The following is an 18,612-nucleotide window of genomic DNA, read 5'->3' as shown; positions in this document are numbered from 1 at the left end:
ACCGACCACCGAGAAGGATCCCGCCGATGAGCCCCGTGTTCGCGGCACGACGACGTGCCGAGGAGTTCGACGCACTGGTCGAGGCCCGCGCCGCGGGCCGGCCGGTCGAGGACGCACGGTTCGACGACCTCCTCGACGTGGTGGGCGCCCTGCGCTCCAGCCCGCAGCCGCAGGCCCGCCCCGAGTTCGTGTCCGACCTGCGCCAGCAGCTGATGACCGCCGCGGCCACCGAGCTGCGCCCCGCCGCGACGGCCTCGCCCGCGACCGCGGCCCGCCTGAGCGTGGCGCCCCAGCGCACCCGCCGTGACCGTCGGATCGCTGCCGCCGTCGGTGGCCTGGCCATCGTCGGCGCCTCGAGCACCATGGCGGTCGCCTCGCAGTCGGCACTGCCCGGCGACGTGCTCTACCCGCTCAAGCGCGCCATCGAGAACGTCGCCACCGGCGTCAGCACCAGCGACGAGCGCCGCGGCGGGAGCCTGCTCTCCCACGCCGCCGGGCGCCTCGCCGAGGTCGACGCCCTCTCGCGCGACGAGGAGGGCCAGGACCTCGAGGCCATCGAGAGCACGCTGGTCAGCTTCACCGAGCAGGCCTCCGAGGCCAGCCAGGTCCTGCTCGGCGACTACGCCGAGACCGGCGACGAGACCACGATCGTGGAGCTGCAGGAGTTCACGGTCGACAGCATGGGCGTGCTCGAGGACCTCTCCGCGGTGCTGCCGGCTCCGGCCCAGGACGTCCTGGTCACCGCCGGCACGCTGCTCGCCGAGATCGACCAGACGACCCAGCAGCTCTGCCCCACGTGCTCCGGCTCCACGATCGGCCAGGTGCCCACCTTCCTGGTCAACGCCGCCGAGGCCCTGCTGGGCGACCTCGTCACGCCGCCCGCCGGCGACGACCGGGCCGCCACCGGGTCGCAGGACGGCTCCGGCAAGGCCGGCTCGGGCAAGAAGGGCGACGGTTCCGGTGCGGGCGGCGCGCCCTCGACCAGCACGCCTCCGGGCACCGTGACCCTGCCGACCCCCGGCGCGACGCCCACGCAGGGCGCCGGCGCGAGCGGGCCGTCCGGCTCCGATGGCTCGGGCAGCGGCCAGGGCCCGCTGTCGGGCCTCACCGAGAACCTGCCCGGCACCGGCACACCCACCGGCAGCGGCGGCGGCAAGGGCGGCGGTGGCGCGGTCTCCGGCACGGTCGAGGACGTCGTCGAGGGCGTCACCGGACTCGTCGAGGGCCTCACCGACCCGCTGCTTCCCTGACCCCGGCGGCGCCGCGCCGGAGCACCCGCTCGCGCGAGCCGGCGCGGTGGTCCCCGCTCAGCGGAAGACGGACTCGCGCTGACGCAGCAGCGTGTAGAGCGTCTGCTGGATCGTCTCGCGCACCTGGTCGGTGACGTTGAAGACGAGCATCGGGTCGTCGGCCGCGCCGTCCTCGAACTCGTCGGTGCGGATCGGTTCCCCGAACTCCAGCAGCCACTTCGACGGCAGGGGCACCAGCCCCAGCGGGCCCAGCAGCGGGAAGAGCGGGGTGATCGGGATGTAGGGCACCCCGAGCAGCCGCGCCAGCGAGGGCACGTTGCCGACCAGGGGGTAGATCTCCTCGGCGCCGACCACCGACAGCGGCACGATGGGCACCCCGGTGCGCAGCGCGGCCGAGACGAAGCCGCCGCGACCGAAGCGCTGCAGCTTGTAGCGCTCGGCGTACGGCTTGCCGATGCCCTTGAAGCCCTCGGGCCACACCCCGACGAGCTCACCGCCGCGCAGCATCCGCTCGGCGTCCTCCTGGCAGGCCAGGGTGGCGCCGCCCTTGCGGGCCAGGGCGTTGACCACGGGCACGCGGAAGACCAGGTCGGCACCGAGCGGGCGCAGGAAGCGCTCGGCGTGGTCGTGGATCGAGACCATGGTCATCAGCCCGTCGACGGGCACGGTGCCGGAGTGGTTGGAGACGACGAGCGCGCCGCCCTCGGCGGGGATGTTCTCGATCCCGCGGACCTCGATGCGGAACCACTTCTGCGCGATGGGACGCAGGGCGGCCATGAAGAAGCGCTGGGTGACCTCGGCGTCGAAGCCGTACTCGTCGACGACGTAGTCGCCGGTGACGCGGCGGCGCAGAAAGGCCAGGAACCGCGCCAGCTGGCCCTCCCACTCCTCGCCGAACAGCTCGCGCGCGGCGTGCTGGAAGGCCGAGAGCCAGTCCCCGACCGGGATGCCGGCCGAGGGGTGGCGCTCCTCGGTGGCGACCGGGGCCCGCGGCGGTGCCGGCCGGTCCTCGCCCTGCTGCTCGTGGCCCGAGCCCTCGGTGCGCTCGGCAGCCGGCTCGTCGCCCGGCGTCTCGGACGCGGTGGTGGTCTCGTCCTGCGGCGGCTGCTCGCCGGCCGGGTCCGTGCGGTCGGGCGTGAGGCGCTGGTCGTCGGCACCGGGCTTGGCGCCGGCGCGACGCCCCGGCCCCGCCAGGCCGCGGGCCGCCGAGGACGGCTGCGTGCCCGCGCCGCGACCGGGGCGGCCGCGGGTGCCGATGGGGATGATCTCGGCGTCACCCATGGTGACCTCCCGGGACTCGTCGTGCGTCGTCGTCGACCGGGTGCAGCGCCTCGGGCCGGTCGGTGTCGCCCACCGGCTCGGGGAAGGCCGCGGCGAGGCCGTCGAGCAGCCGCTCGGCCCGCCCGCCCGTGCGCGGCAGGGTCGCGCCGAAGTCGCTGAGCGCCTCGGCGGTCGTGCGTGCCGGGTGGAACCCGAGCTCCTCGCGCATCCGCGTGGTGTCGACCCCGCGGCCGTAGGTCAGGAACGCGACCTGCTCGGGCGAGAAGTCGGCGACGCGGGCCGAGCGCAGCGCCGAGCCCAGCGAGCCGACCGCGAAGCCGGGCAGGGCCAGGGTCGGGCGGCGCAGCCGGCGCAGCGCCTGCGAGAGCATCAGGACGCCGTCGCCGGCGACGTTGAAGGTGCCGGCCACCTCGTGGGTGACCGCGTGGTGCAGGACCGCGAAGAGGTCGTCCTCGTGCAGCAGCTGCAGGCGCGGGTCGTAGCCGGCCACCGTGGGGACCACGGGCAGGCGCAGGTAGGAGGTCAGCGGGCTCTGCACGTGGGGGCCCACGACGTTGGCGCAGCGCAGCAGGGTGACCCGCACGTCGCCGCGTCGGCGCGCGAAGCCGCGCACGTAGCCCTCGACCTCGGCGACGTCCTTGGCGTAGCCGACGCGCGGCGCGCGGCGCGGCTCCATGTCCTCGGTGAACATCGCCGGGTCGCGGCTGCTGGCGCCGTAGACGGTGGTGGTCGACTTGACCACCACGTCGCGCACGCCGGGCGCGCGCTGGCAGGCGGCGAGCAGCTGCATCGTCCCGATGACGTTGAGCTCCTTCATCGTGCCCCGCCCGCCGGCACTGCCGGGGGTGGCGATGACGCTCATGTGGACGACGGTGTCGACGTCCTCCTTCGCGATCACCTTCGCGATGACCGGGGTGCGGATGTCGGCACGCACGAACGACACCTCACCGATGTCGCCGCGCGGCGGGACCGCGTCGACGCCGATCACCCGGGCGACGCCGGGATCGGCGGCCAGGGCGCGCGCGAACCGACGCCCGAGGTCGCGTGAGACCCCGGTCACCAGGACGACCTTGCCCATGTGCGCGCCCGATCCTCGAGAAGTGTCGACGACGTGTTGGGTGGTGCGCCACCGGCGCGGGCCCCTGGCCCGCGCGGTGGCCCGCGACTACTTGCCGAGCTTGCGACGCTGGACGCGCGTCTTCTTCAGCAGCTTGCGGTGCTTCTTCTTGGCCATGCGCTTGCGCCGCTTCTTGATGACCGAACCCACAGGTTGTTCCTTTCCCAGCTGGTGGTCCCGCGCAGAGACGCGAGAGACCGGGACAGCCTACTGGGCCGGTGCCGGGCTGGGAGAATCGGCTCAGCCGGCGTCGTAGAAGGACTTGCGGATGTACTCGTTGGCGTCCTCCTCGCGCACCCGGAACGAGCGCCCGACCCGGACCGCGGGCAGGTCGCCGTTGTGCACGAGGCGGTAGACCGTCATCTTCGAGACCCGCATCATCGCGGCGACCTCGGCAACGGTCAGGAACTTGGCCTCGGAGATGTCTCCGGAGGAGCTGGTCACCATGAGCTTGCACCGACTTCCTGGGTGGCACGTCCGCCGGCTTCCCCGCCGGCGACTCCACGGCCACGCAGTGGTGAGAATAGGGCCTGGAGTGACTCGTGGGGAAGAGGCAATCGCAAGTGACTCACCAGAACTCGGCGTGTCGGCTTGCAAATGACCCTTCTGGGCCATCTGGTCACCAGGGCTGGGGGTCGAGCCCGTGCAGCGGGAAGGCGGCCACGCGGGTGGCCTGGACGGCCCGGTCCAGCCAGGTGTCGGGGTCGTAGCCCAGCGCCCAGTCCCGGTACGCCGGCGTCACGCCGTCGGTCATCCTGCGGGGGGCCACCTGGCCCAGCAGCCGCTGCACGTGCTCCTGCCACGCGCCGGGCGTCGCGGTCTGCACGTCGAGCGGGGTGCCCGCGACGCAGGCCAGCAGGTGGGTCCACGAGCGCGGCACCACCGAGGCCAGCTCGTAGCCGCCGCCGCCGAGCGCCACCCAGCGACCGTCGGCGACCTCGTGGGCCAGGTCGTGCAGGGCCTCGTGGGCGGCGCGCTGCCCGTCGACCGACAGCATCAGGTGGGCCAGCGGGTCGTCGGCGTGGGAGTCGCAGCCGTGCTGGCTGACCAGCACCTGGGGGGCGAACTCCCGCAGCAGCGGCCCGACCACGGCGTGGAAGGCACGCAGCCACCCCCCGTCTGACGTGCCGGGCGGCAGCGCCACGTTGACGGCGCTGCCCTCGGCCCCCGCGCCGCCCAGGTCCTGGGGGAACCCGGTGCCGGGGAAGAGGACCTGCCCGGTCTCGTGCAGCGAGATCGTCAGCACCCGCGGGTCGTCCCAGAAGATCTTCTCGACCCCGTCACCGTGGTGGACGTCGATGTCGACGTAGGCCACCCGCTCGGCGCCCTGGTCGAGCAGGGTCCGGATGCCCACCGCGATGTCGTTGTAGACGCAGAACCCGCTGACCCGGTCGGGCATGGCGTGGTGCAGCCCCCCGGTGATGTTGGCCGAGTGCAGCGACTCGCCGCTCCAGACCTGCCGGCAGGCCTCCACCGTGGCACCCACGACGTGGGCGCCGGCCTCGTGCATGCCGGCGAAGACGGGGTTGTCGTCGGTGCCCAGGCCCACGTCGAGCCGGGGCCGGACCCGCTGTCCGGCGTCCTGGACCGCCTCGAGGAGGGCCGGCTCGTGGACCGTGGCCAGCAGGTCGTCGGAGGCGATCGGCGCCGGCACCTGCCGCAGGCCACCGGGGCCGGCCACGACGCCGAGCTCCTGGGCCAGGCGCATCGTCAGGTCCACCCGCACCGGCGACATCGGGTGGCCCACGCCGAAGTCGTACTCCGTGAGGCGGGGGGCGAAGACGACGGTCGAGGGTCCGGAGCAGGCGAGCACGGGCCCGACGCTACCGCCGCAGGTGACGCCGGCCACTCCCGACGCTTAGCCTGCTCACGTGCTGGTCACCACCCCGAGCCCCGCCCCGAGCCCGTCCGCGGGCCCGGCGTCGTGCTCGCAGTGGTGGGCCGCCTGACGGCGGACCACCGATCGAGCGCACCTTCCTCATCCACGGCCGCCCACGGGCGGCCGTTCGTCTTCTGCGGACCAGCCACGCGTGGGCACGCACCCACCAGGAGACGACATGTCCACCCAGCCCACCACCGCCACCGGCCCCCGCCGGCTCTCGCTCGTCACCCCGAGCGGGCGCCCCACCCTCGGCAACCTGCTCGGCGCGCTGCGCCCCCTCGTCGCGGGCCAGGACGCCCACGACTGCTTCGTGGGGGTCAGCGACCTGCACGCCCTCACCGACGGCCACGACCCCCGCCTGCTGCGCGAGCGCACCCGTGACCTGGCCGCGCTGCTCCTCGCGGCGGGGCTCGGACCCAGCACCCTCTTCGTGCAGAGCCGGGTGCCCGCCCACCGCCAGCTCGCCTACCTCCTCGAGTGCGTGGCCTCCAGCGGCGAGCTGGGGCGGATGATCCAGTTCAAGCAGCGCCGGCGCACCGACGGCTCGAGCCGGGCGGCGCTGCTGACCTACCCGGTGCTGATGGCCGCCGACATCCTGCTCTACCGGCCCACCCAGGTGCCGGTGGGCGACGACCAGCGCCAGCACGTCGAGCTGGCCCGCGACCTCGCGGTGCGCTTCAACCGCACCTACGGCGAGGTCTTCACCGTGCCCGAGATCGTGGTGGCACCCGCCGGCGCGCGGGTGATGGACCTGCAGCGGCCCACCGAGAAGATGAGCAAGTCGAGCACCGACCTCTCCGGGGTGGTCGGCCTGCTCGACCCGCCCGTCGTGGTGCGGCGCAAGGTCGCCCGCGCGGTCACCGACAGCGACACCGGGCCGGGCGCGGTGCGCGCGGACCGGGCGACCAAGCCCGGCGTCACCAACCTGCTCGACGTGCTCGTCGCCTGCGGGGGCTCCGCCGAGGGCATCAGCACCTACGGCGCGCTGAAGCGGGCGGTCGCCGACGCCGTCGTGGGGGTGCTCGAACCGGTGCAGCGCCGCCACGCCGACCTGCTGGCCCACCCGGAGCGTCTCCGCGCGGCGTACGACGCCGGGGAGGCGCGCTGCCGCGAGGTCACCGCGCCGGTGCTGGCGGCCGCCGAGGCGGCGATGGGGCTGTGACCCGCCGCGGCGACCCCGGCCCAGGACGCGGCGGTCAGGTCGCGGCGATGAAGTCGGCCACCGCGTGGCCGAGCTCGGCGCCGGCGTCCTCCTGCAGGAAGTGCCCGGCGCGCTCGATCACCGGGTGCTCGACCTCGCGGGTGCCGGGCACCAGCTTCTTCATCAGCGGCGCCATCGCCCCGGTGATCGGGTCGGAGTCGGAGAACGCCACCAGGAACGGCTTCTCCCAGCGCCCCAGCGCCTCCCAGGCCGCCCGGTTGGCCTCGGTGGCCGGGTCGTCGGTGCTGGTCGGCACCAGGCCGGGCATCGCCCGCGGCCCGGCGACCATCTCCTGGGTGGGGAACGGCGCGTCGTACGCCGCGCGCACCTCGTCGCTGAGCCCGCGCACGCAGCCGGACTCCACGAAGCGGCCCACGTCGAGGTGGTCGGCGCCCTCGACGGCCCTGCGGAACTGGTGCCAGATCTCGGGCATGTCGAAGTCGCCGGTGGGCATGCCGGTGTTGGCGGCCACGACGCGGGCGAAGCGGTCGGGGTTCTCGGCGACCAGGCGCAGCCCGATCAGCCCGCCCCAGTCCTGCCCGACCAGGGTGACGTCGTGCAGGTCGAGGTCGTCGACGACCAGCTCGCGCACCCACTCGACGTGGCGGGCGTAGCTGTGGTCCTCGGGCCGGGTCGGCTTGTCTGAGCGCCCGAAGCCGATCAGGTCGGGGGCGATGCAGCGCACGCCGGCGGCGGCCAGCACCCCGATCACGTGGCGGTAGAGGAAGGACCACGACGGCTCGCCGTGCAGCAGCAGCGCGACCGGGGCGTCGTCGAAGCCCTCGGCGGGCCCCACGTCGAGGTAGGCCATCCGCAGCGGCTCGCCGCCATCGGGATCCGTGAGCTCGGCGTACGACGGCTGCCACGGGAAGTCGGGCAGGTCGGCGAAGCGGTCGTCGGGGGTGCGCAGGGTCTTCACGGGTGGCGCTCCATCTGGTCGGAGGGTCGGACGGGTTCGGGGCGGGCGGGGCAGGGGCCGGGGCAGGGGTCGGGGCAGGGCTACTTCTTCTGGCGGCGCGAGCCGCCGTGCCAGTCCTCCTGCACGCCGGCCTCGTCCTCGGCGACCCCGAAGGCGCGCAGCTGGGGCAGCTCGCGCAGGCTGCGCTTGAGCTCGGCGAAGCCGGGGAAGGTGGCCAGCCCGACGACGTGGTCCCACAGCGCGCCGGCCTCCTCCTCGCTGGGCAGCCGGCTGATCACCGGGCCGAAGAAGGCCGCGCCCTCGGGCGGGGCGATGTGCAGGATCGGGGTGCCGACGTCCTTGCCGGTCAGCGCGAGCGCCTCGTCGGTCTCGGCCCGCAGCTGGGCGTCGTACGACTCGTCGCCGTAGGCCGCGGCCAGGTCGGCCGGCAGCCCGGCCTCCTCGAGCGCGGCGCGCAGCAGCTCCTGGGCCCGCTCGCCGTCGGGCATCCCGCCGCCGCTCTCGCCCGGGTCGACGTCGAAGATGCGCGCGGTGATCGCGGGGTAGAGCCGGGCCACGGCGTCGGGGCCGTGCTCGTCGCGGGCCCGCGCGCACACGCGCAGCAGGTGGAGACCGGCGGTGTGGCCCGCCTCGTACTCGGGCGGGAAGTGGGAGTCGTAGTCGACGTGCGCGTTGAGCAGGCGCAGCGAGATGAAGCGCCACTCCACCTCGTGGCCGCGCTGCTCGGCGACCATCCGCACCCACTTGCTGGTCATCCAGGCGAAGGGGCACACGGGGTCGAACCAGAACCGGACGTGCGGCAGCGCCGCTGTGTCGCTCATGCCCCCACCCTGCCAGCCCGCCGGCCGGCCCGGCCACCACCTGTCCGGGGCGACTGCATGAGTCCCCGGCCAGCCGGGGACTCATGCGCTTGATGGGTGTTGCAACCCCTGACAAGTGCAGGAGTCCCCGGTCGGCCGGGGACTCATGCAAGCCCCGGTCACCCCACCCTCAGGAGCCCTGGGCCAGGGCGCGGGAGCGGTCGCGGGCGGCCTCCATGGCGGCCAGGAAGGCGGCGCGGACCTTGTGCACCTCGAGCTCGCGCAGCGCCGAGGCGGTGGTGCCGCCGGGCGAGGTGACCTGCTCGCGCAGCACGGTGGGGTGGGTGCCGGTCTCGCGCAGCATCTTGCCGCTGCCGACCAGGGTCTGGATGACCAGGTCGGTGGCGGTGGCGCGGGGCAGGCCCAGGTGCACGCCGGCCTCGATCATCGACTCCACGACGAAGAAGATGTACGCCGGCCCGGAGCCGCTGATCGCCGTCACGGCGTCCTGCTGGCGCTCGGGGATGCGCAGCACCTTGCCGACCGACGACATCAGGGTCTCGACCTCGGCGAGGTCGGCCTCGCTGGAGTGCGACCCCGGGGAGATGGCGGTCATCCCCTCGTCGACGAGCGCGGGGGTGTTGGGCATGACGCGCACGACCGCGACGCCCTCGGGCACCCGCGACTCGATGTAGGCGGTGGTGATGCCGGCGGCCAGGCTCACCAGCAGCACGCCGGGGCGCAGCACCGGCGCGATCTCCTCGAGCAGGTCGGCCATGTCCTGCGGCTTGACGACCAGCGCGACCGTGTCGGCCTTGGCCGCGGCGCTGCGGTTGTCGAGCACGGCGACGCCGTAGCGCTCCTCGAGCTCGTGGGCGCGCTCGGGCCGCTTCTCGCCGACCATCAGCCGGTCGACACGACGCCCCGCGCGGACCAGGCCCGAGAGCAGGGCCTCCCCCATCACGCCGGCGCCCAGGATCGCTGTCTGAGAGGTCATGGCGCCCATCCTCCCAGCCCGCGCCGTCCGGCGCGGGCAGCAGTCACTTCTTGGAGACCAGCGAGCGCGCGAAGAAGGCCAGGTTCTGCGGACGCTCGGCCAGGCGGCGCATCAGGTAGCCGTACCACTCCTGGCCGTAGGGCACGTAGACCCGCACCCGCTCGCCGTTGGCCGCCAGCCGGCGCTGCTCGTCGGGCCGCACGCCGTAGAGCATCTGGAACTCGTAGCTGCCCTGCGGGCGCGCCGCGCGCCCGGCCAGCGAGGTCGCGATCTCGACCAGGCGGGGGTCGTGGGTGGCGACCATCGGGTAGCCCTGGCCCTCCATCAGCACCTTGAGGCAGCGCACGTAGGAGCGGTCGACGTCGGCGGCGTCCTGGTAGGCCACCGACTCGGGCTGGGCGTAGGCGCCCTTGCACAGCCGCACCCGCGAGCCCTCGTAGGCGAGCTCACGGCAGTCGTCCTCGGTGCGGTGCAGGTAGGACTGCAGCACCGCCCCGGTCTCGGGGAAGTCCTTGCGCAGCTCGCGCAGGATCGCCAGCGTCGAGTCGGTGGTCGTGTAGTCCTCCATGTCGAGGGTGACCGTGGTGCCGGCGTTGCGCGCGGCGCGGCAGATGGTGCGCGCGTTCTCGAGCGCGACCCGGTGCCCGCCCTCCGGCGCGACGTCGACGGGCAGGAACTGCCCGATCGCGCTGAGCTTGAGCGAGACCTCGGTGCCCGAGGCCAGCCCCTTCGCCGACAGCGCGGCGAGCACGTCGACGTACGCCGCCACGGTCGCGTCGGCCTGCGCCCGGTCGCTGGTGTCCTCGCCGAGGAAGTCGAGCGTCGCGGTCAGGCCGTCGGCGGCGAGCTCGCCGGCCGCGCGCACGGCGTCCTCGGTGCCCTCGCCGGGCACGTAGCCGCGGACGATGCCGGCCGAGACCGGGAGGGTGCTGACGAGGTTCTTGACCTGCTGGCTGCGGGCGAGCAGGAGCAGCGGCTGCCGGAGGAGGGCCATGAGCAGCAGGCTACGTCGCTCCGCCAGCCCGTGTCTCAGGCGGTACGCCGCCGCAGCGTCGCGGCGCCCAGCACCAGCGCACCGGCCACGAAGCCGGCCACGACCGCCAGGTCGCGCCAGACCTCCCCGGTGCTGGTCGAGGCCGACAGGGTGAGCATCGCGTCGACGGCGTAGGACAGCGGCAGCGCGTCGGAGACGGTCTCGAGCACCGGGGGCAGCGCGTCGCGGGGCACGAAGAGCCCGCAGAGCAGCAGCTGGGGGATCACCACGGCCGGCATGAACTGCACCGCCTGGAACTCGCTGCGGGCGAAGGCGCTGACGAACAGGCCCAGGGCGGTGCCCAGCAGCCCGTCGACGACGGCCACGAGCACCAGCATCCACACCGGCCCGGTGATCTCGAGGCCGAGCAGGGTGGTGCTGACCAGCACCGTGACCAGCGACTGCACGACGGCGACCAGCCCGAAGGCGGCGGCGTACCCGCCGAGCAGGTCGAGGCGCGCGGTGGGCAGCACCAGCAGCCGCTCGAGGGTGCCGCTGGTGCGCTCGCGCAGCGTGGTGACGCTGGTGACCAGGAACATCACGGTGAAGGGGAAGATCGCCAGCAGCGCGGGGCCGACGCGGTCGAAGGCCCCGGCGTCGACGTCCTCGAACATCCACCACAGCAGCGAGACCAGCAGGGCGGGCAGCAGGAGCAGCATCGCCATGGTGCGGTGGTCGTGGCGCAGCTGGGTCAGCACCCGGGCGGCGACGGCGGCGGTGACGCGGGCGCTCACGGCTGCTCCCCGCGGACCAGGGCGACGAAGGCGTCCTCGACGCTGGCGGCGCCGGTGCGCTCGCGCAGCCCGGCGGGGGTGCCGTCGGCGACCACCCGGCCCTCCCGCATCAGCAGCAGCCGGTCGCAGCGCTCGGCCTCGTCCATCACGTGGCTGGAGACGAGCACGGCCGCGCCGTCCGCGGCGAGCTCGTGGAAGCGGGTCCAGAGCCGGGCCCGCAGCACCGGGTCGAGCCCGACGGTCGGCTCGTCGAGGACCAGCAGCTCGGGGCGGCCCAGCAGCGCCAGCGCCAGCCCGACCCGCCCCCGCTGGCCGCCGCTGAGGCGGCCGACGACCTGGCCGCGCTGCTCGTGCAGGTCGACGACCTCGAGCACCCGGTCGACCTCGGCGCCGCCCGCGCGCAGCACCCGGGCGAAGAACGCGAGGTTCTGGGCCACGGTGAGGTCGTCGTAGACCCCGGCGGCCTGGGTGGCGTAGCCGACCCGGCCGCGCACCGGGGCGCTGCCGGCGGGGTGGCCGAGCACGGTGACGCTGCCGCTCGTGACGACCTGGCTGCCGACCAGGGCCCGCATCAGCGTCGTCTTGCCGCAGCCCGACGGGCCCAGCAGCCCGGTCACGCCGTGCCCGATCCGGACGTCGAGGCCGGGCAGCACGGTGCGGCCCCCGCGGCGTACGACGACCCCGGCGAGCTCGGCCACCGGCGCGTCGGCCGGGGGCTCAGGTGGCCGCGACCGCGAAGTGCTCACGGGCGAACTCCAGCGACTCGCGCAGGTCGGCCTCGCGCTCCTCGCGCGAGCTGCAGCGGCGGGTGTTGATCTCGAGCACGATGTCGCCGTCGAAGCCGCTGCCGGCGAGGTGGCGCAGGAAGCCGGCGGCGTCCATCTCGCCGCGCCCGGGCACCAGGTGCTCGTCCTTGGGCGAGCCGGTGCCGTCGGTCAGGTGCACGTGGCGCAGCCGCTCCCCCAGCCGCGAGGCCATCTCGACCGGGTCGTCCTGGGCGATCGCGGCGTGCGACAGGTCGATGGTGGTGCTCGCGTAGCTCTCGGTGGAGGGATCCCAGCCGGGCAGGTACATCTCCATGCCGGTCGCGGCCCGGGAGGTCACCTGGGCGCGCCAGGGGTACATGTTCTCGACCGCGAAGAACAGCCCGGTCGACTCCTCGAGGGCGGCGATGCCGTCGACGAAGCCGCGGGCGTAGTCCTTCTGCCAGCGGAACGGCGGGTGCACCACCACGGTGCGGGCCCCCACCGCGTGCGCCATCTCGGCGGAGCGCTCGAGCTTGCCCCAGGGCTCGGTGCCCCACACCCGCTGGGTGAAGAGCAGGCAGGGCGCGTGCACGGCACACACCGGCATCTCGTGGTGCTCGGAGAGCTGCTGGACCGCGGAGGTCTGCTGGCTCAGCGCGTCGATGCCGACCATCACCTCGACGGCGTCGTAGCCCAGGTGTGCGGCGTGGGCGAAGGCGTGCGCGGTCGACTCGGGGTAGACCGACGAGGTGGACAGCCCGATCCGGGTGGTCACGGCCGCTCCTGCCTCAGCCCAGCACGCTGAGCTGGTCGAGGCGCTCGAGGATGACGCCCTCGCGCAGCGCCCAGGGGCAGATCTCGAGCTCGGCCAGGTCGAAGATGTCCATGCAGGCCTCGGCCACCAGCGCGCCGGGCAGCACCTGGTGGGCGCGGCTCGGCGAGACGCCGGGCAGCGCGGCCAGCTCGTCGTGGCTCATCGCGACCAGCTTGGGGATCCACTCCGAGAGCGCCGCCAGCGGCAGTGCCCGCGGCACGAGCGGGCCCTCCGACGACGCGGCCGCGCCGCAGATGCGGGCCAGCGAGCGGAAGGTCTTCGAGCTCGCCGCCGCCGTGTCGGGCGCACCGGCGCGCAGCAGGTGGCCGGCGTCGCGGGCGATCTCGGCGCGGATGCGGCGCCGCAGCTCGCGGATGGCCTCGTCGTCGGGCGCGCCCGAGCCGAAGTGGGTGCGGGCCAGGCGCGCCGCTCCCAGCGGCAGCGACCAGGCGACGTCGGGCGCCTCGTCGGGCCCGCCGGCGATCTCGAGGGAGCCGCCGCCGATGTCGAAGACCGCCAGCCGCCCGGCCGACCAGCCGAACCAGCGGCGTACGGCCAGGAAGGTCAGGCGCGCCTCGTCCTCGCCCGAGAGCACCGCGATCCGCACCCCGGTGCGCTCGTGGACGTGGTCGAGCACCTCGTCGGCGTTGGCCGAGTCGCGCACCGCGGAGGTGGCGAAGGCCAGCATGTCCTCGCAGCCCTTGTCCTCGGCGACCGCGACCGCCTGGGCGGTGAAGGCCGTCAGCGCCTGCACCCCGGCCTCGGAGACCGCGCCCTCGTCGGGGCCGTGCTCGACCAGGTGCTCGGCCAGGCGCAGCGGCTCCTTGTAGGAGTACGCCGGCAGCGGGGCCGCGCCGCCGTGGGCGTCGACCACCAGCAGGTGCCCGGTGTTCGAGCCGATGTCGAGGACGCCCAGCCGCATGGGTCCAACGTACTCCCCGGGGCCGCCCGGGAACGTAGGGTGGCCCGATGCCCGAAGTGGACCTCGTCTTCCCCCGTGCCTGGGTCGAGTTCGTCAACCCCGACGACCACGACGAGGTGCTGCGCTGCGACCTGACCTGGCTGACGTCGTCCTACACCTGCATCTTCGGCCAGGGCTGCCCCGGGATCTTCGCCGACGCCCCCGACGTGGGGTGCTGCACGCTCGGCGCGCACTTCGCCGACGACGCCGACGAGGAGCGGGTCGCGGGCTTCGTCGACCAGCTGTCCCCGCACCAGTGGCAGCAGCACCCGAGCCGCGCCGTCGGGCGCGACGACTGGGTCGAGCTCGACGACGAGGGGGCGCGCAAGACGCGGGTCACCGAGGTCGACGGCCAGCAGGCCTGCGTCTTCCAGAACCGGCCCGGCTTCGCCCCCGAGGACCCCGAGGCCGGCCCCGGTGGGGCCGGCTGCGCCCTGCACGGCCTGGCGCTCGACCTGGGGCTGCACCCCCTCGAGACCAAGCCCGACGTGTGCTGGCAGCTGCCGATCCGCCGCACCTTCCGCGAGGTCGAGCGCACCGACGGCACCGAGTACACCGAGGTCAGCATCGGCGAGTACGACCGGCGCGGCTGGGGGCCGGGCGGGCACGACCTCGACTGGTACTGCTCGGGCAACACCGAGGCGCACGTCGCGGTCGAGCCGGTCTACGTCACCAACGAGGCCGAGCTGCGCGAGCTGATGGGCTCGGCGGCGTACGACGAGCTGGTGCGCCACTGCGAGGCGCACCTGCGCTCGCGCTCGGCGCTGGCGCTGCACCCCGCCGACCCGCGCTGACTCCTCGACCTCCTCGACCTTCTCGACGTCGAGAGATCCGACCCCGCCGTCGGGCCGTGACCTTGCGGAGTTCACAATCGTCGGTATGCGCCTGGACCACCTCTCCTACGCCGCCGGCCCCGACGGTCTCGCCAGCACCGCGCAGCGCATCGGCGGGCTGCTGGGCCGCGACTTCACCGACGGCGGCATCCACCCGCGCTTCGGCACCCGCAACATGGTGCTGCCGCTGGCGCAGGACACCTACCTCGAGATCGTCGAGGTCCTCGACCACCCCGCCTCCGACAAGGCGCCCTTCGGGCAGGCCGTGCGCGCCCGCTCGGCGCTCGGTGGCGGCTGGCTGGGCTGGGCCGTCGCGGTCGACGACATCTCGGTGGCCGAGCAGCGCCTGGGCCGCGAGGCCGCGCAGGGCAGCCGGCACCGCCCCGACGGCACCGAGCTGCGCTGGAAGCAGATCGGGATCAACGGGCTGATGGCCGACCCGCAGCTGCCGTTCTTCCTGCAGTGGGAGGTGCCCGCCGACCTGCACCCCAGCCACGGCGCCGACGACTCCTACGCCCTGGCCTGCCTCGAGATCGCCGGCGACCCGCTGCGTGTCAGCGAGTGGCTCGGCGAGCCGGTCGAGGCCCCGCTCGAGGACGTCAAGGTCGAGTGGGTCGCCCCGCACGGCACCCCCGGCGTGATCGCCGTGCAGATCCAGACCCCCGGCGGCCTGGTCCGGCTCTGAAGGAGCCCACGGTGCTGCCCGAGGGCACACGGCCCAGCCCCAACATCTGGCACCACACCGACACCTACGAGCTCGAGAACCACGCCTTCGACCCCGACCGGCGTGTCGAGGCCGTGATCGAGGAGCTCGGCGGCTGGGCCGGCCGCGACGTCCTCGACGTGGGCTGCGGCACCGGCTTCCACCTGACCCGCTTCGCCCGCACCGCCGCCTCGGTGACCGGCGTCGAGCCGCACCCCGACCTGCGCGCCATCGCCGCGCGCCGTACCCGGCGACTCTCGGCCGACCGGACGGTCACGGTGCTCGAGGGCACCGCCCAGGACCTGCCGCTGCCCGACGCCAGCATCGACGTGGTGCACGCCCGCTGGGCCTACTTCTTCGGCCCCGGCTGCGAGCCGGGCCTCGCCGAGCTCGAGCGGGTCGCGCGCCCCGGCGCGACGGCGTACATCGTCGACAACGACGCGAGCCGCTCGACCTTCGGCGCCTGGTTCGCCCGCGGCTTCCCCGAGCACCCCGCCCCCGAGGTCAAGCAGGAGTTCTGGGCGGCGCAGGGCTGGCAGCGCGAGCCGGTGCTGACCCGCTGGGTCTTCGACACCCCCGCCGACCTGGAGGCGGTGGTGCGCATCGAGCTGCCCGGCCCGGCCGCCGAGCAGGCCTTGGCCGAGCACGCCGCCGCCGGCGGTGGCACCGAGGTCGACTACGCCGTCGACGTGTGGTGGCGCCGCTACTGAGCGCCGCCCCAGTCAGACCCGGTCAGACCCGGTCGGGGCCCGAGGAGTCGCGCACGACCAGCGACGGGGTGAGCAGCACCCCCTGCTGGGCGACGCGGGGGCGGCCGAGCAGGCCCTCGAGCGCGGTGACGACCTCGATCGCGACGTCCTCCAGCGGCTGGCGCACCGAGCTCAGCCCCGGGCGGACGACCTGGGCGACCTGGGAGTCGTCGAAGCCGACGACCGCGACGTCGTCGCCGACACGCAGCCCGCGCAGCCCCAGGGTGTGCAGCACCCCCATGGCCAGGGTGTCGGAGGCGCAGACGAACGCGGTGGGCGCGGCCTCGTCGAGGAGCACCTCGCTGGCCTCGCGGCCGCTGGCCACGGTGTCCTCGACGCGCGAGGCCAGGCCCGAGGTGGGCAGGCCGGCCTCCTTCATGGCGCGGTGCCAGCCGGCGCGGCGGTCCTCGCCGATGCGGGAGTCCTTGCGCCAGCCGATCCAGGCGATCTTCTCGTGGCCCTTGGCCAGCAGGTGGCGGGTGGCGCTCTCGCAGCCGGCGGCGCCGTCGACGTCGACCCAGGCGTGCGTGGCGCCGGGGTTCTCCCAGGGCCGCCCGAACGCCACGAAGGGCGCGCGGCGCCCGTCGAGCCACTCGGCCTGCGGGTTGCCGAGGTAGGTGTCGGTGACGACGAAGGCGTCGACGGCGGTCGAGCGCAGCAGGTCCTCGTAGCCCGACAGCGGGTCGGTGGGGTCGCCGGTGAAGAGCAGCACGTGGTAGCCGGCCTCGCGCGAGGTCTCGACCAGCGAGTGCACGAAGCGGTCCATCGTGGCGTTGGCGGTGCCCTCCTGGGCGGCCTGGATGCGCAGCCCGATCAGGTGCGAGGCGCGGGTGCGCAGGTTGCGGGCAGCGCGGTTGGGCAGGTATCCGAGGTCGGCGATGGCCTGCTGGACGCGCAGCAGCGTGTCGGCGCGCAGCAGGTCGGGGTTGTTGACCGCGTTGGAGACCGTCTGGCGCGAGACCCCGGCCCGCTCGGCGACGTCGGCCAGCGTGGGCGGCAGGCCGGACGTGCGGGCGCTGGTGCGGGACACGGCCACCCCCTCGTCACCTCTTGATCGTTCCAAGTCCGACGGGAGCACTGTAACCACGACGGCCGCTCGGCGCTGTCGGTGCCCTGGCCTAGCGTGCCGTGCATGGCGAAGTCCTCCGCACGTGCTGCTCGGCCCACCTACCGCTGCTCCGAGTGCGGCTGGGAGACCGGCAAGTGGGTGGGGCGCTGCGGCGAGTGCCAGGCGTGGGGGTCGGTGGCCGAGGCCGCCGCGGCGCCCACGCTGCGCACCGCGGCCTCGCCGGTCACCACCCGCGCGGTCCCGATCGGCGAGGTGTCGGTCGAGGAGGCCGGCTTCCGCACCAGCGGGGTGCCCGAGCTGGACCGGGTGCTCGGCGGCGGGCTGGTGCCCGGTGCCGCGATCCTGCTGGCCGGCGAGCCCGGCGTCGGCAAGAGCACCCTGCTGCTCGAGGTGGCCGCCCAGACCGCGCGCTACCAGCGCCGCACCCTCTACGTCACCGGCGAGGAGTCGGCCTCACAGGTGCGCCTGCGCGCCGACCGCACCGGCGGGGTCCACGACGAGCTCTACCTGGCCGCCGAGACCGACCTCGGCGCGGTGCTGACCCACATCGAGGAGACCCGGCCCCAGCTGATCGTCGTCGACTCGGTGCAGACCATCGGCGCCTCCGGCGTCGAGGGGGTCCCCGGCGGCGTCACCCAGGTCAAGGAGGTCGCCGCCGCGCTGATCCGGGTCGCCAAGACCCGCGGCATCACCACCGTGCTCGTCGGCCACGTCACCAAGGACGGCGCGATCGCCGGGCCCCGGGTGCTCGAGCACCTCGTCGACGTGGTGCTGCACTTCGAGGGCGACCGCAACTCCCGCTTCCGCATGGTGCGGGCCATGAAGAACCGCTTCGGGCCGGTCGACGAGGTGGGCTGCTTCGACCTCGGCCCCGACGGCATCAGCGCCGTCGCCGACCCGACGGGGCTCTTCGTCGAGCAGCACCACGGCCGGGTGCCCGGCACCTGCGTCGCGGTGACCATGGAGGGCCGCCGGCCGATGCTCGCCGAGGTGCAGGGGCTGGTGACCCCCTCGCCGCTGGACCGGCCGCGCCGTACGACGTCGGGGCTGGACGGCTCGCGGGTCGCGATGGTGCTCGCGGTGCTGGAGCGCCACTGCGGGCTGCGGCTCTCGATGCAGGACGTCTTCGCCTCCACCGTCGGCGGCGCGCGGCTCCACGAGCCGGCCAGCGACCTGGCGGTGGCGATCGCCCTGGTCTCCTCGCACCTGGCCATCGCCCCGCCCACCGGCGTCGTGGCCATCGGCGAGCTCGGGCTGGCCGGCGAGCTGCGCCGGGTGCGCGACCTGCCCCAGCGCATCGCCGAGGCCGCCCGGCTCGGCTTCCGGCACGCGGTGGTGCCGACCGAGCCGGGCCGCCGCGGCCAGGGCGTCGGCACGCCCCGCGAGATCGAGGGCATGCGGGTGCTCGAGGTGCCCGGCATCGCCAGCGCCCTCGAGGTGCTGCGCCTGACCGACCGGCCCGGCTGAGCCCCACCACGATCCGGGCCCGCCCGGAATGATGACGCGCGCCCGGCCGGACCGCT

20 protein-coding genes are annotated in these 18,612 nt (G+C 74.5%); 6 read left to right on the top strand and 14 right to left on the bottom strand.

Going from position 1 to position 18,612, the window contains the following annotated elements; genetic code table 11:
* The first annotated feature begins 26 nt into the window (after positions 1-26).
* Entirely contained in the window at positions 27-1,250 is a 1,224-nt protein-coding gene (locus tag JOE61_RS12930) for a DUF5667 domain-containing protein (protein ID WP_193668070.1), read from the top strand.
* Positions 1,251-1,307: 57 nt separating this feature from the next.
* On the opposite strand, the gene JOE61_RS12925 is transcribed toward JOE61_RS12930, so the two are convergent.
* From JOE61_RS12925 to JOE61_RS12905, 5 genes are all read right to left on the bottom strand, one after another.
* Positions 1,308-2,531, bottom strand: coding sequence for a lysophospholipid acyltransferase family protein (locus JOE61_RS12925; RefSeq protein WP_193668071.1), 1,224 nt, complete (start codon positions 2,529-2,531; stop codon positions 1,308-1,310).
* A complete protein-coding gene (locus JOE61_RS12920) occupies positions 2,524-3,609 on the bottom strand; it encodes an NAD-dependent epimerase/dehydratase family protein (protein WP_193668072.1) in 1,086 nt (361 codons plus the stop codon). Before JOE61_RS12920 ends, JOE61_RS12925 begins: the two co-directional genes overlap by 8 nt.
* An 87-nt stretch (positions 3,610-3,696) precedes the next feature.
* Entirely contained in the window at positions 3,697-3,798 is a 102-nt protein-coding gene (locus tag JOE61_RS12915; protein ID WP_008356322.1) for a 30S ribosomal protein bS22, read from the bottom strand.
* Between the two features lie 90 nt (positions 3,799-3,888).
* Positions 3,889-4,095 carry a helix-turn-helix domain-containing protein gene (locus JOE61_RS12910; RefSeq protein ID WP_193668073.1) on the bottom strand — a complete coding sequence of 69 codons (207 nt, stop codon included), beginning with the start codon at positions 4,093-4,095 and terminating at the stop codon, positions 3,889-3,891.
* Positions 4,096-4,267: 172 nt separating this feature from the next.
* The gene (locus JOE61_RS12905; protein WP_307823000.1) at positions 4,268-5,461 is read right to left on the bottom strand and encodes an acetoin utilization protein AcuC; all 1,194 of its coding nucleotides are present in this window, start codon (positions 5,459-5,461) and stop codon (positions 4,268-4,270) included.
* A 244-nt stretch (positions 5,462-5,705) separates the two neighbouring features.
* On the opposite strand from JOE61_RS12905, the gene trpS reads away from it, so the two are divergent.
* On the top strand, positions 5,706-6,692 hold the full coding sequence (gene trpS / locus JOE61_RS12900) for a tryptophan--tRNA ligase (RefSeq protein WP_193668074.1): 987 nt from the start codon (positions 5,706-5,708) through the stop codon (positions 6,690-6,692).
* Positions 6,693-6,726: 34 nt separating this feature from the next.
* Here trpS and JOE61_RS12895 read toward each other — a convergent pair whose 3' ends face one another.
* The 8 genes from JOE61_RS12895 to JOE61_RS12860 form a co-directional block, all read right to left on the bottom strand.
* Complete coding sequence (locus JOE61_RS12895; RefSeq protein WP_193668075.1) at positions 6,727-7,650, bottom strand: haloalkane dehalogenase; 924 nt, start codon at positions 7,648-7,650, stop codon at positions 6,727-6,729.
* Positions 7,651-7,730: 80 nt separating this feature from the next.
* Entirely contained in the window at positions 7,731-8,471 is a 741-nt protein-coding gene (locus JOE61_RS12890; protein ID WP_193668076.1) for a mycothiol-dependent nitroreductase Rv2466c family protein, read from the bottom strand.
* 169 nt (positions 8,472-8,640) lie between these two features.
* Positions 8,641-9,447 carry a pyrroline-5-carboxylate reductase gene (gene proC / locus JOE61_RS12885; RefSeq protein WP_193668077.1) on the bottom strand — a complete coding sequence of 269 codons (807 nt, stop codon included), beginning with the start codon at positions 9,445-9,447 and terminating at the stop codon, positions 8,641-8,643.
* Between the two features lie 43 nt (positions 9,448-9,490).
* Positions 9,491-10,441 (bottom strand): proline dehydrogenase family protein, encoded by a 951-nt coding sequence (locus JOE61_RS12880; RefSeq protein ID WP_193668078.1) that lies wholly within the window; start codon positions 10,439-10,441, stop codon positions 9,491-9,493.
* 35 nt (positions 10,442-10,476) lie between these two features.
* On the bottom strand, positions 10,477-11,214 hold the full coding sequence (locus JOE61_RS12875; RefSeq protein WP_193668079.1) for an ABC transporter permease: 738 nt from the start codon (positions 11,212-11,214) through the stop codon (positions 10,477-10,479).
* Complete coding sequence (locus JOE61_RS12870) at positions 11,211-11,960, bottom strand: ABC transporter ATP-binding protein (RefSeq protein ID WP_193668080.1); 750 nt, start codon at positions 11,958-11,960, stop codon at positions 11,211-11,213. The genes JOE61_RS12875 and JOE61_RS12870 overlap by 4 nt, the downstream gene beginning before the upstream one ends.
* Positions 11,932-12,735, bottom strand: coding sequence for a sugar phosphate isomerase/epimerase family protein (locus JOE61_RS12865; RefSeq protein WP_193668081.1), 804 nt, complete (start codon positions 12,733-12,735; stop codon positions 11,932-11,934). Before JOE61_RS12865 ends, JOE61_RS12870 begins: the two co-directional genes overlap by 29 nt.
* A 13-nt stretch (positions 12,736-12,748) precedes the next feature.
* Complete coding sequence (locus tag JOE61_RS12860; RefSeq protein ID WP_193668082.1) at positions 12,749-13,696, bottom strand: Ppx/GppA family phosphatase; 948 nt, start codon at positions 13,694-13,696, stop codon at positions 12,749-12,751.
* Positions 13,697-13,743: 47 nt separating this feature from the next.
* Here JOE61_RS12860 and JOE61_RS12855 point away from each other — a divergent pair, with 47 nt between their 5' ends.
* The 3 genes from JOE61_RS12855 (at position 13,744) to JOE61_RS12845 (ending at position 15,981) form a co-directional block, all read left to right on the top strand.
* Positions 13,744-14,529 carry a DUF3109 family protein gene (locus JOE61_RS12855; protein ID WP_193668084.1) on the top strand — a complete coding sequence of 262 codons (786 nt, stop codon included), beginning with the start codon at positions 13,744-13,746 and terminating at the stop codon, positions 14,527-14,529.
* A gap of 85 nt (positions 14,530-14,614) precedes the next feature.
* Positions 14,615-15,253: a VOC family protein gene (locus JOE61_RS12850; RefSeq protein ID WP_193668086.1), complete on the top strand. Its 639-nt coding sequence runs from the start codon at positions 14,615-14,617 to the stop codon at positions 15,251-15,253.
* Between the two features lie 11 nt (positions 15,254-15,264).
* Positions 15,265-15,981, top strand: a complete 717-nt coding sequence (locus tag JOE61_RS12845) for a class I SAM-dependent methyltransferase (protein WP_193668088.1) — start codon at positions 15,265-15,267, stop codon at positions 15,979-15,981.
* Between the two features lie 22 nt (positions 15,982-16,003).
* On the opposite strand, the gene JOE61_RS12840 is transcribed toward JOE61_RS12845, so the two are convergent.
* Positions 16,004-17,050: a LacI family DNA-binding transcriptional regulator gene (locus JOE61_RS12840; RefSeq protein ID WP_193668090.1), complete on the bottom strand. Its 1,047-nt coding sequence runs from the start codon at positions 17,048-17,050 to the stop codon at positions 16,004-16,006.
* A 102-nt stretch (positions 17,051-17,152) separates the two neighbouring features.
* Here JOE61_RS12840 and radA point away from each other — a divergent pair, with 102 nt between their 5' ends.
* Positions 17,153-18,556 (top strand): DNA repair protein RadA, encoded by a 1,404-nt coding sequence (radA, locus tag JOE61_RS12835; protein ID WP_193668092.1) that lies wholly within the window; start codon positions 17,153-17,155, stop codon positions 18,554-18,556.
* Positions 18,557-18,612: the final 56 nt, after the last annotated feature.

The organism is Nocardioides salarius (genome assembly GCF_016907435.1).
Lineage (GTDB): Bacteria > Actinomycetota > Actinomycetes > Propionibacteriales > Nocardioidaceae > Nocardioides > Nocardioides salarius.
The sequence above is the reverse complement of the archived record's forward strand: the minus strand, read 5'-3'. Positions and strand labels throughout refer to the sequence as shown.

Excerpts from the sequence above, each read along its gene's own strand:
- JOE61_RS12930 (WP_193668070.1), top strand. The coding sequence starts at position 27 with ATGAGCCCCGTGTTCGCGGCACGACGACGTGCCGAGGAGTTCGACGCA.
- JOE61_RS12925 (WP_193668071.1), bottom strand. The coding sequence starts at position 2,531 with ATGGGTGACGCCGAGATCATCCCCATCGGCACCCGCGGCCGCCCCGGT.
- JOE61_RS12920 (WP_193668072.1), bottom strand. The coding sequence starts at position 3,609 with ATGGGCAAGGTCGTCCTGGTGACCGGGGTCTCACGCGACCTCGGGCGT.
- JOE61_RS12910 (WP_193668073.1), bottom strand. The coding sequence starts at position 4,095 with ATGGTGACCAGCTCCTCCGGAGACATCTCCGAGGCCAAGTTCCTGACC.
- trpS (WP_193668074.1), top strand. The coding sequence starts at position 5,706 with ATGTCCACCCAGCCCACCACCGCCACCGGCCCCCGCCGGCTCTCGCTC.
- JOE61_RS12890 (WP_193668076.1), bottom strand. The coding sequence starts at position 8,471 with ATGAGCGACACAGCGGCGCTGCCGCACGTCCGGTTCTGGTTCGACCCC.
- proC (WP_193668077.1), bottom strand. The coding sequence starts at position 9,447 with ATGACCTCTCAGACAGCGATCCTGGGCGCCGGCGTGATGGGGGAGGCC.
- JOE61_RS12880 (WP_193668078.1), bottom strand. The coding sequence starts at position 10,441 with ATGGCCCTCCTCCGGCAGCCGCTGCTCCTGCTCGCCCGCAGCCAGCAG.
- JOE61_RS12860 (WP_193668082.1), bottom strand. The coding sequence starts at position 13,696 with ATGCGGCTGGGCGTCCTCGACATCGGCTCGAACACCGGGCACCTGCTG.
- JOE61_RS12855 (WP_193668084.1), top strand. The coding sequence starts at position 13,744 with ATGCCCGAAGTGGACCTCGTCTTCCCCCGTGCCTGGGTCGAGTTCGTC.
- JOE61_RS12850 (WP_193668086.1), top strand. The coding sequence starts at position 14,615 with ATGCGCCTGGACCACCTCTCCTACGCCGCCGGCCCCGACGGTCTCGCC.
- radA (WP_193668092.1), top strand. The coding sequence starts at position 17,153 with ATGGCGAAGTCCTCCGCACGTGCTGCTCGGCCCACCTACCGCTGCTCC.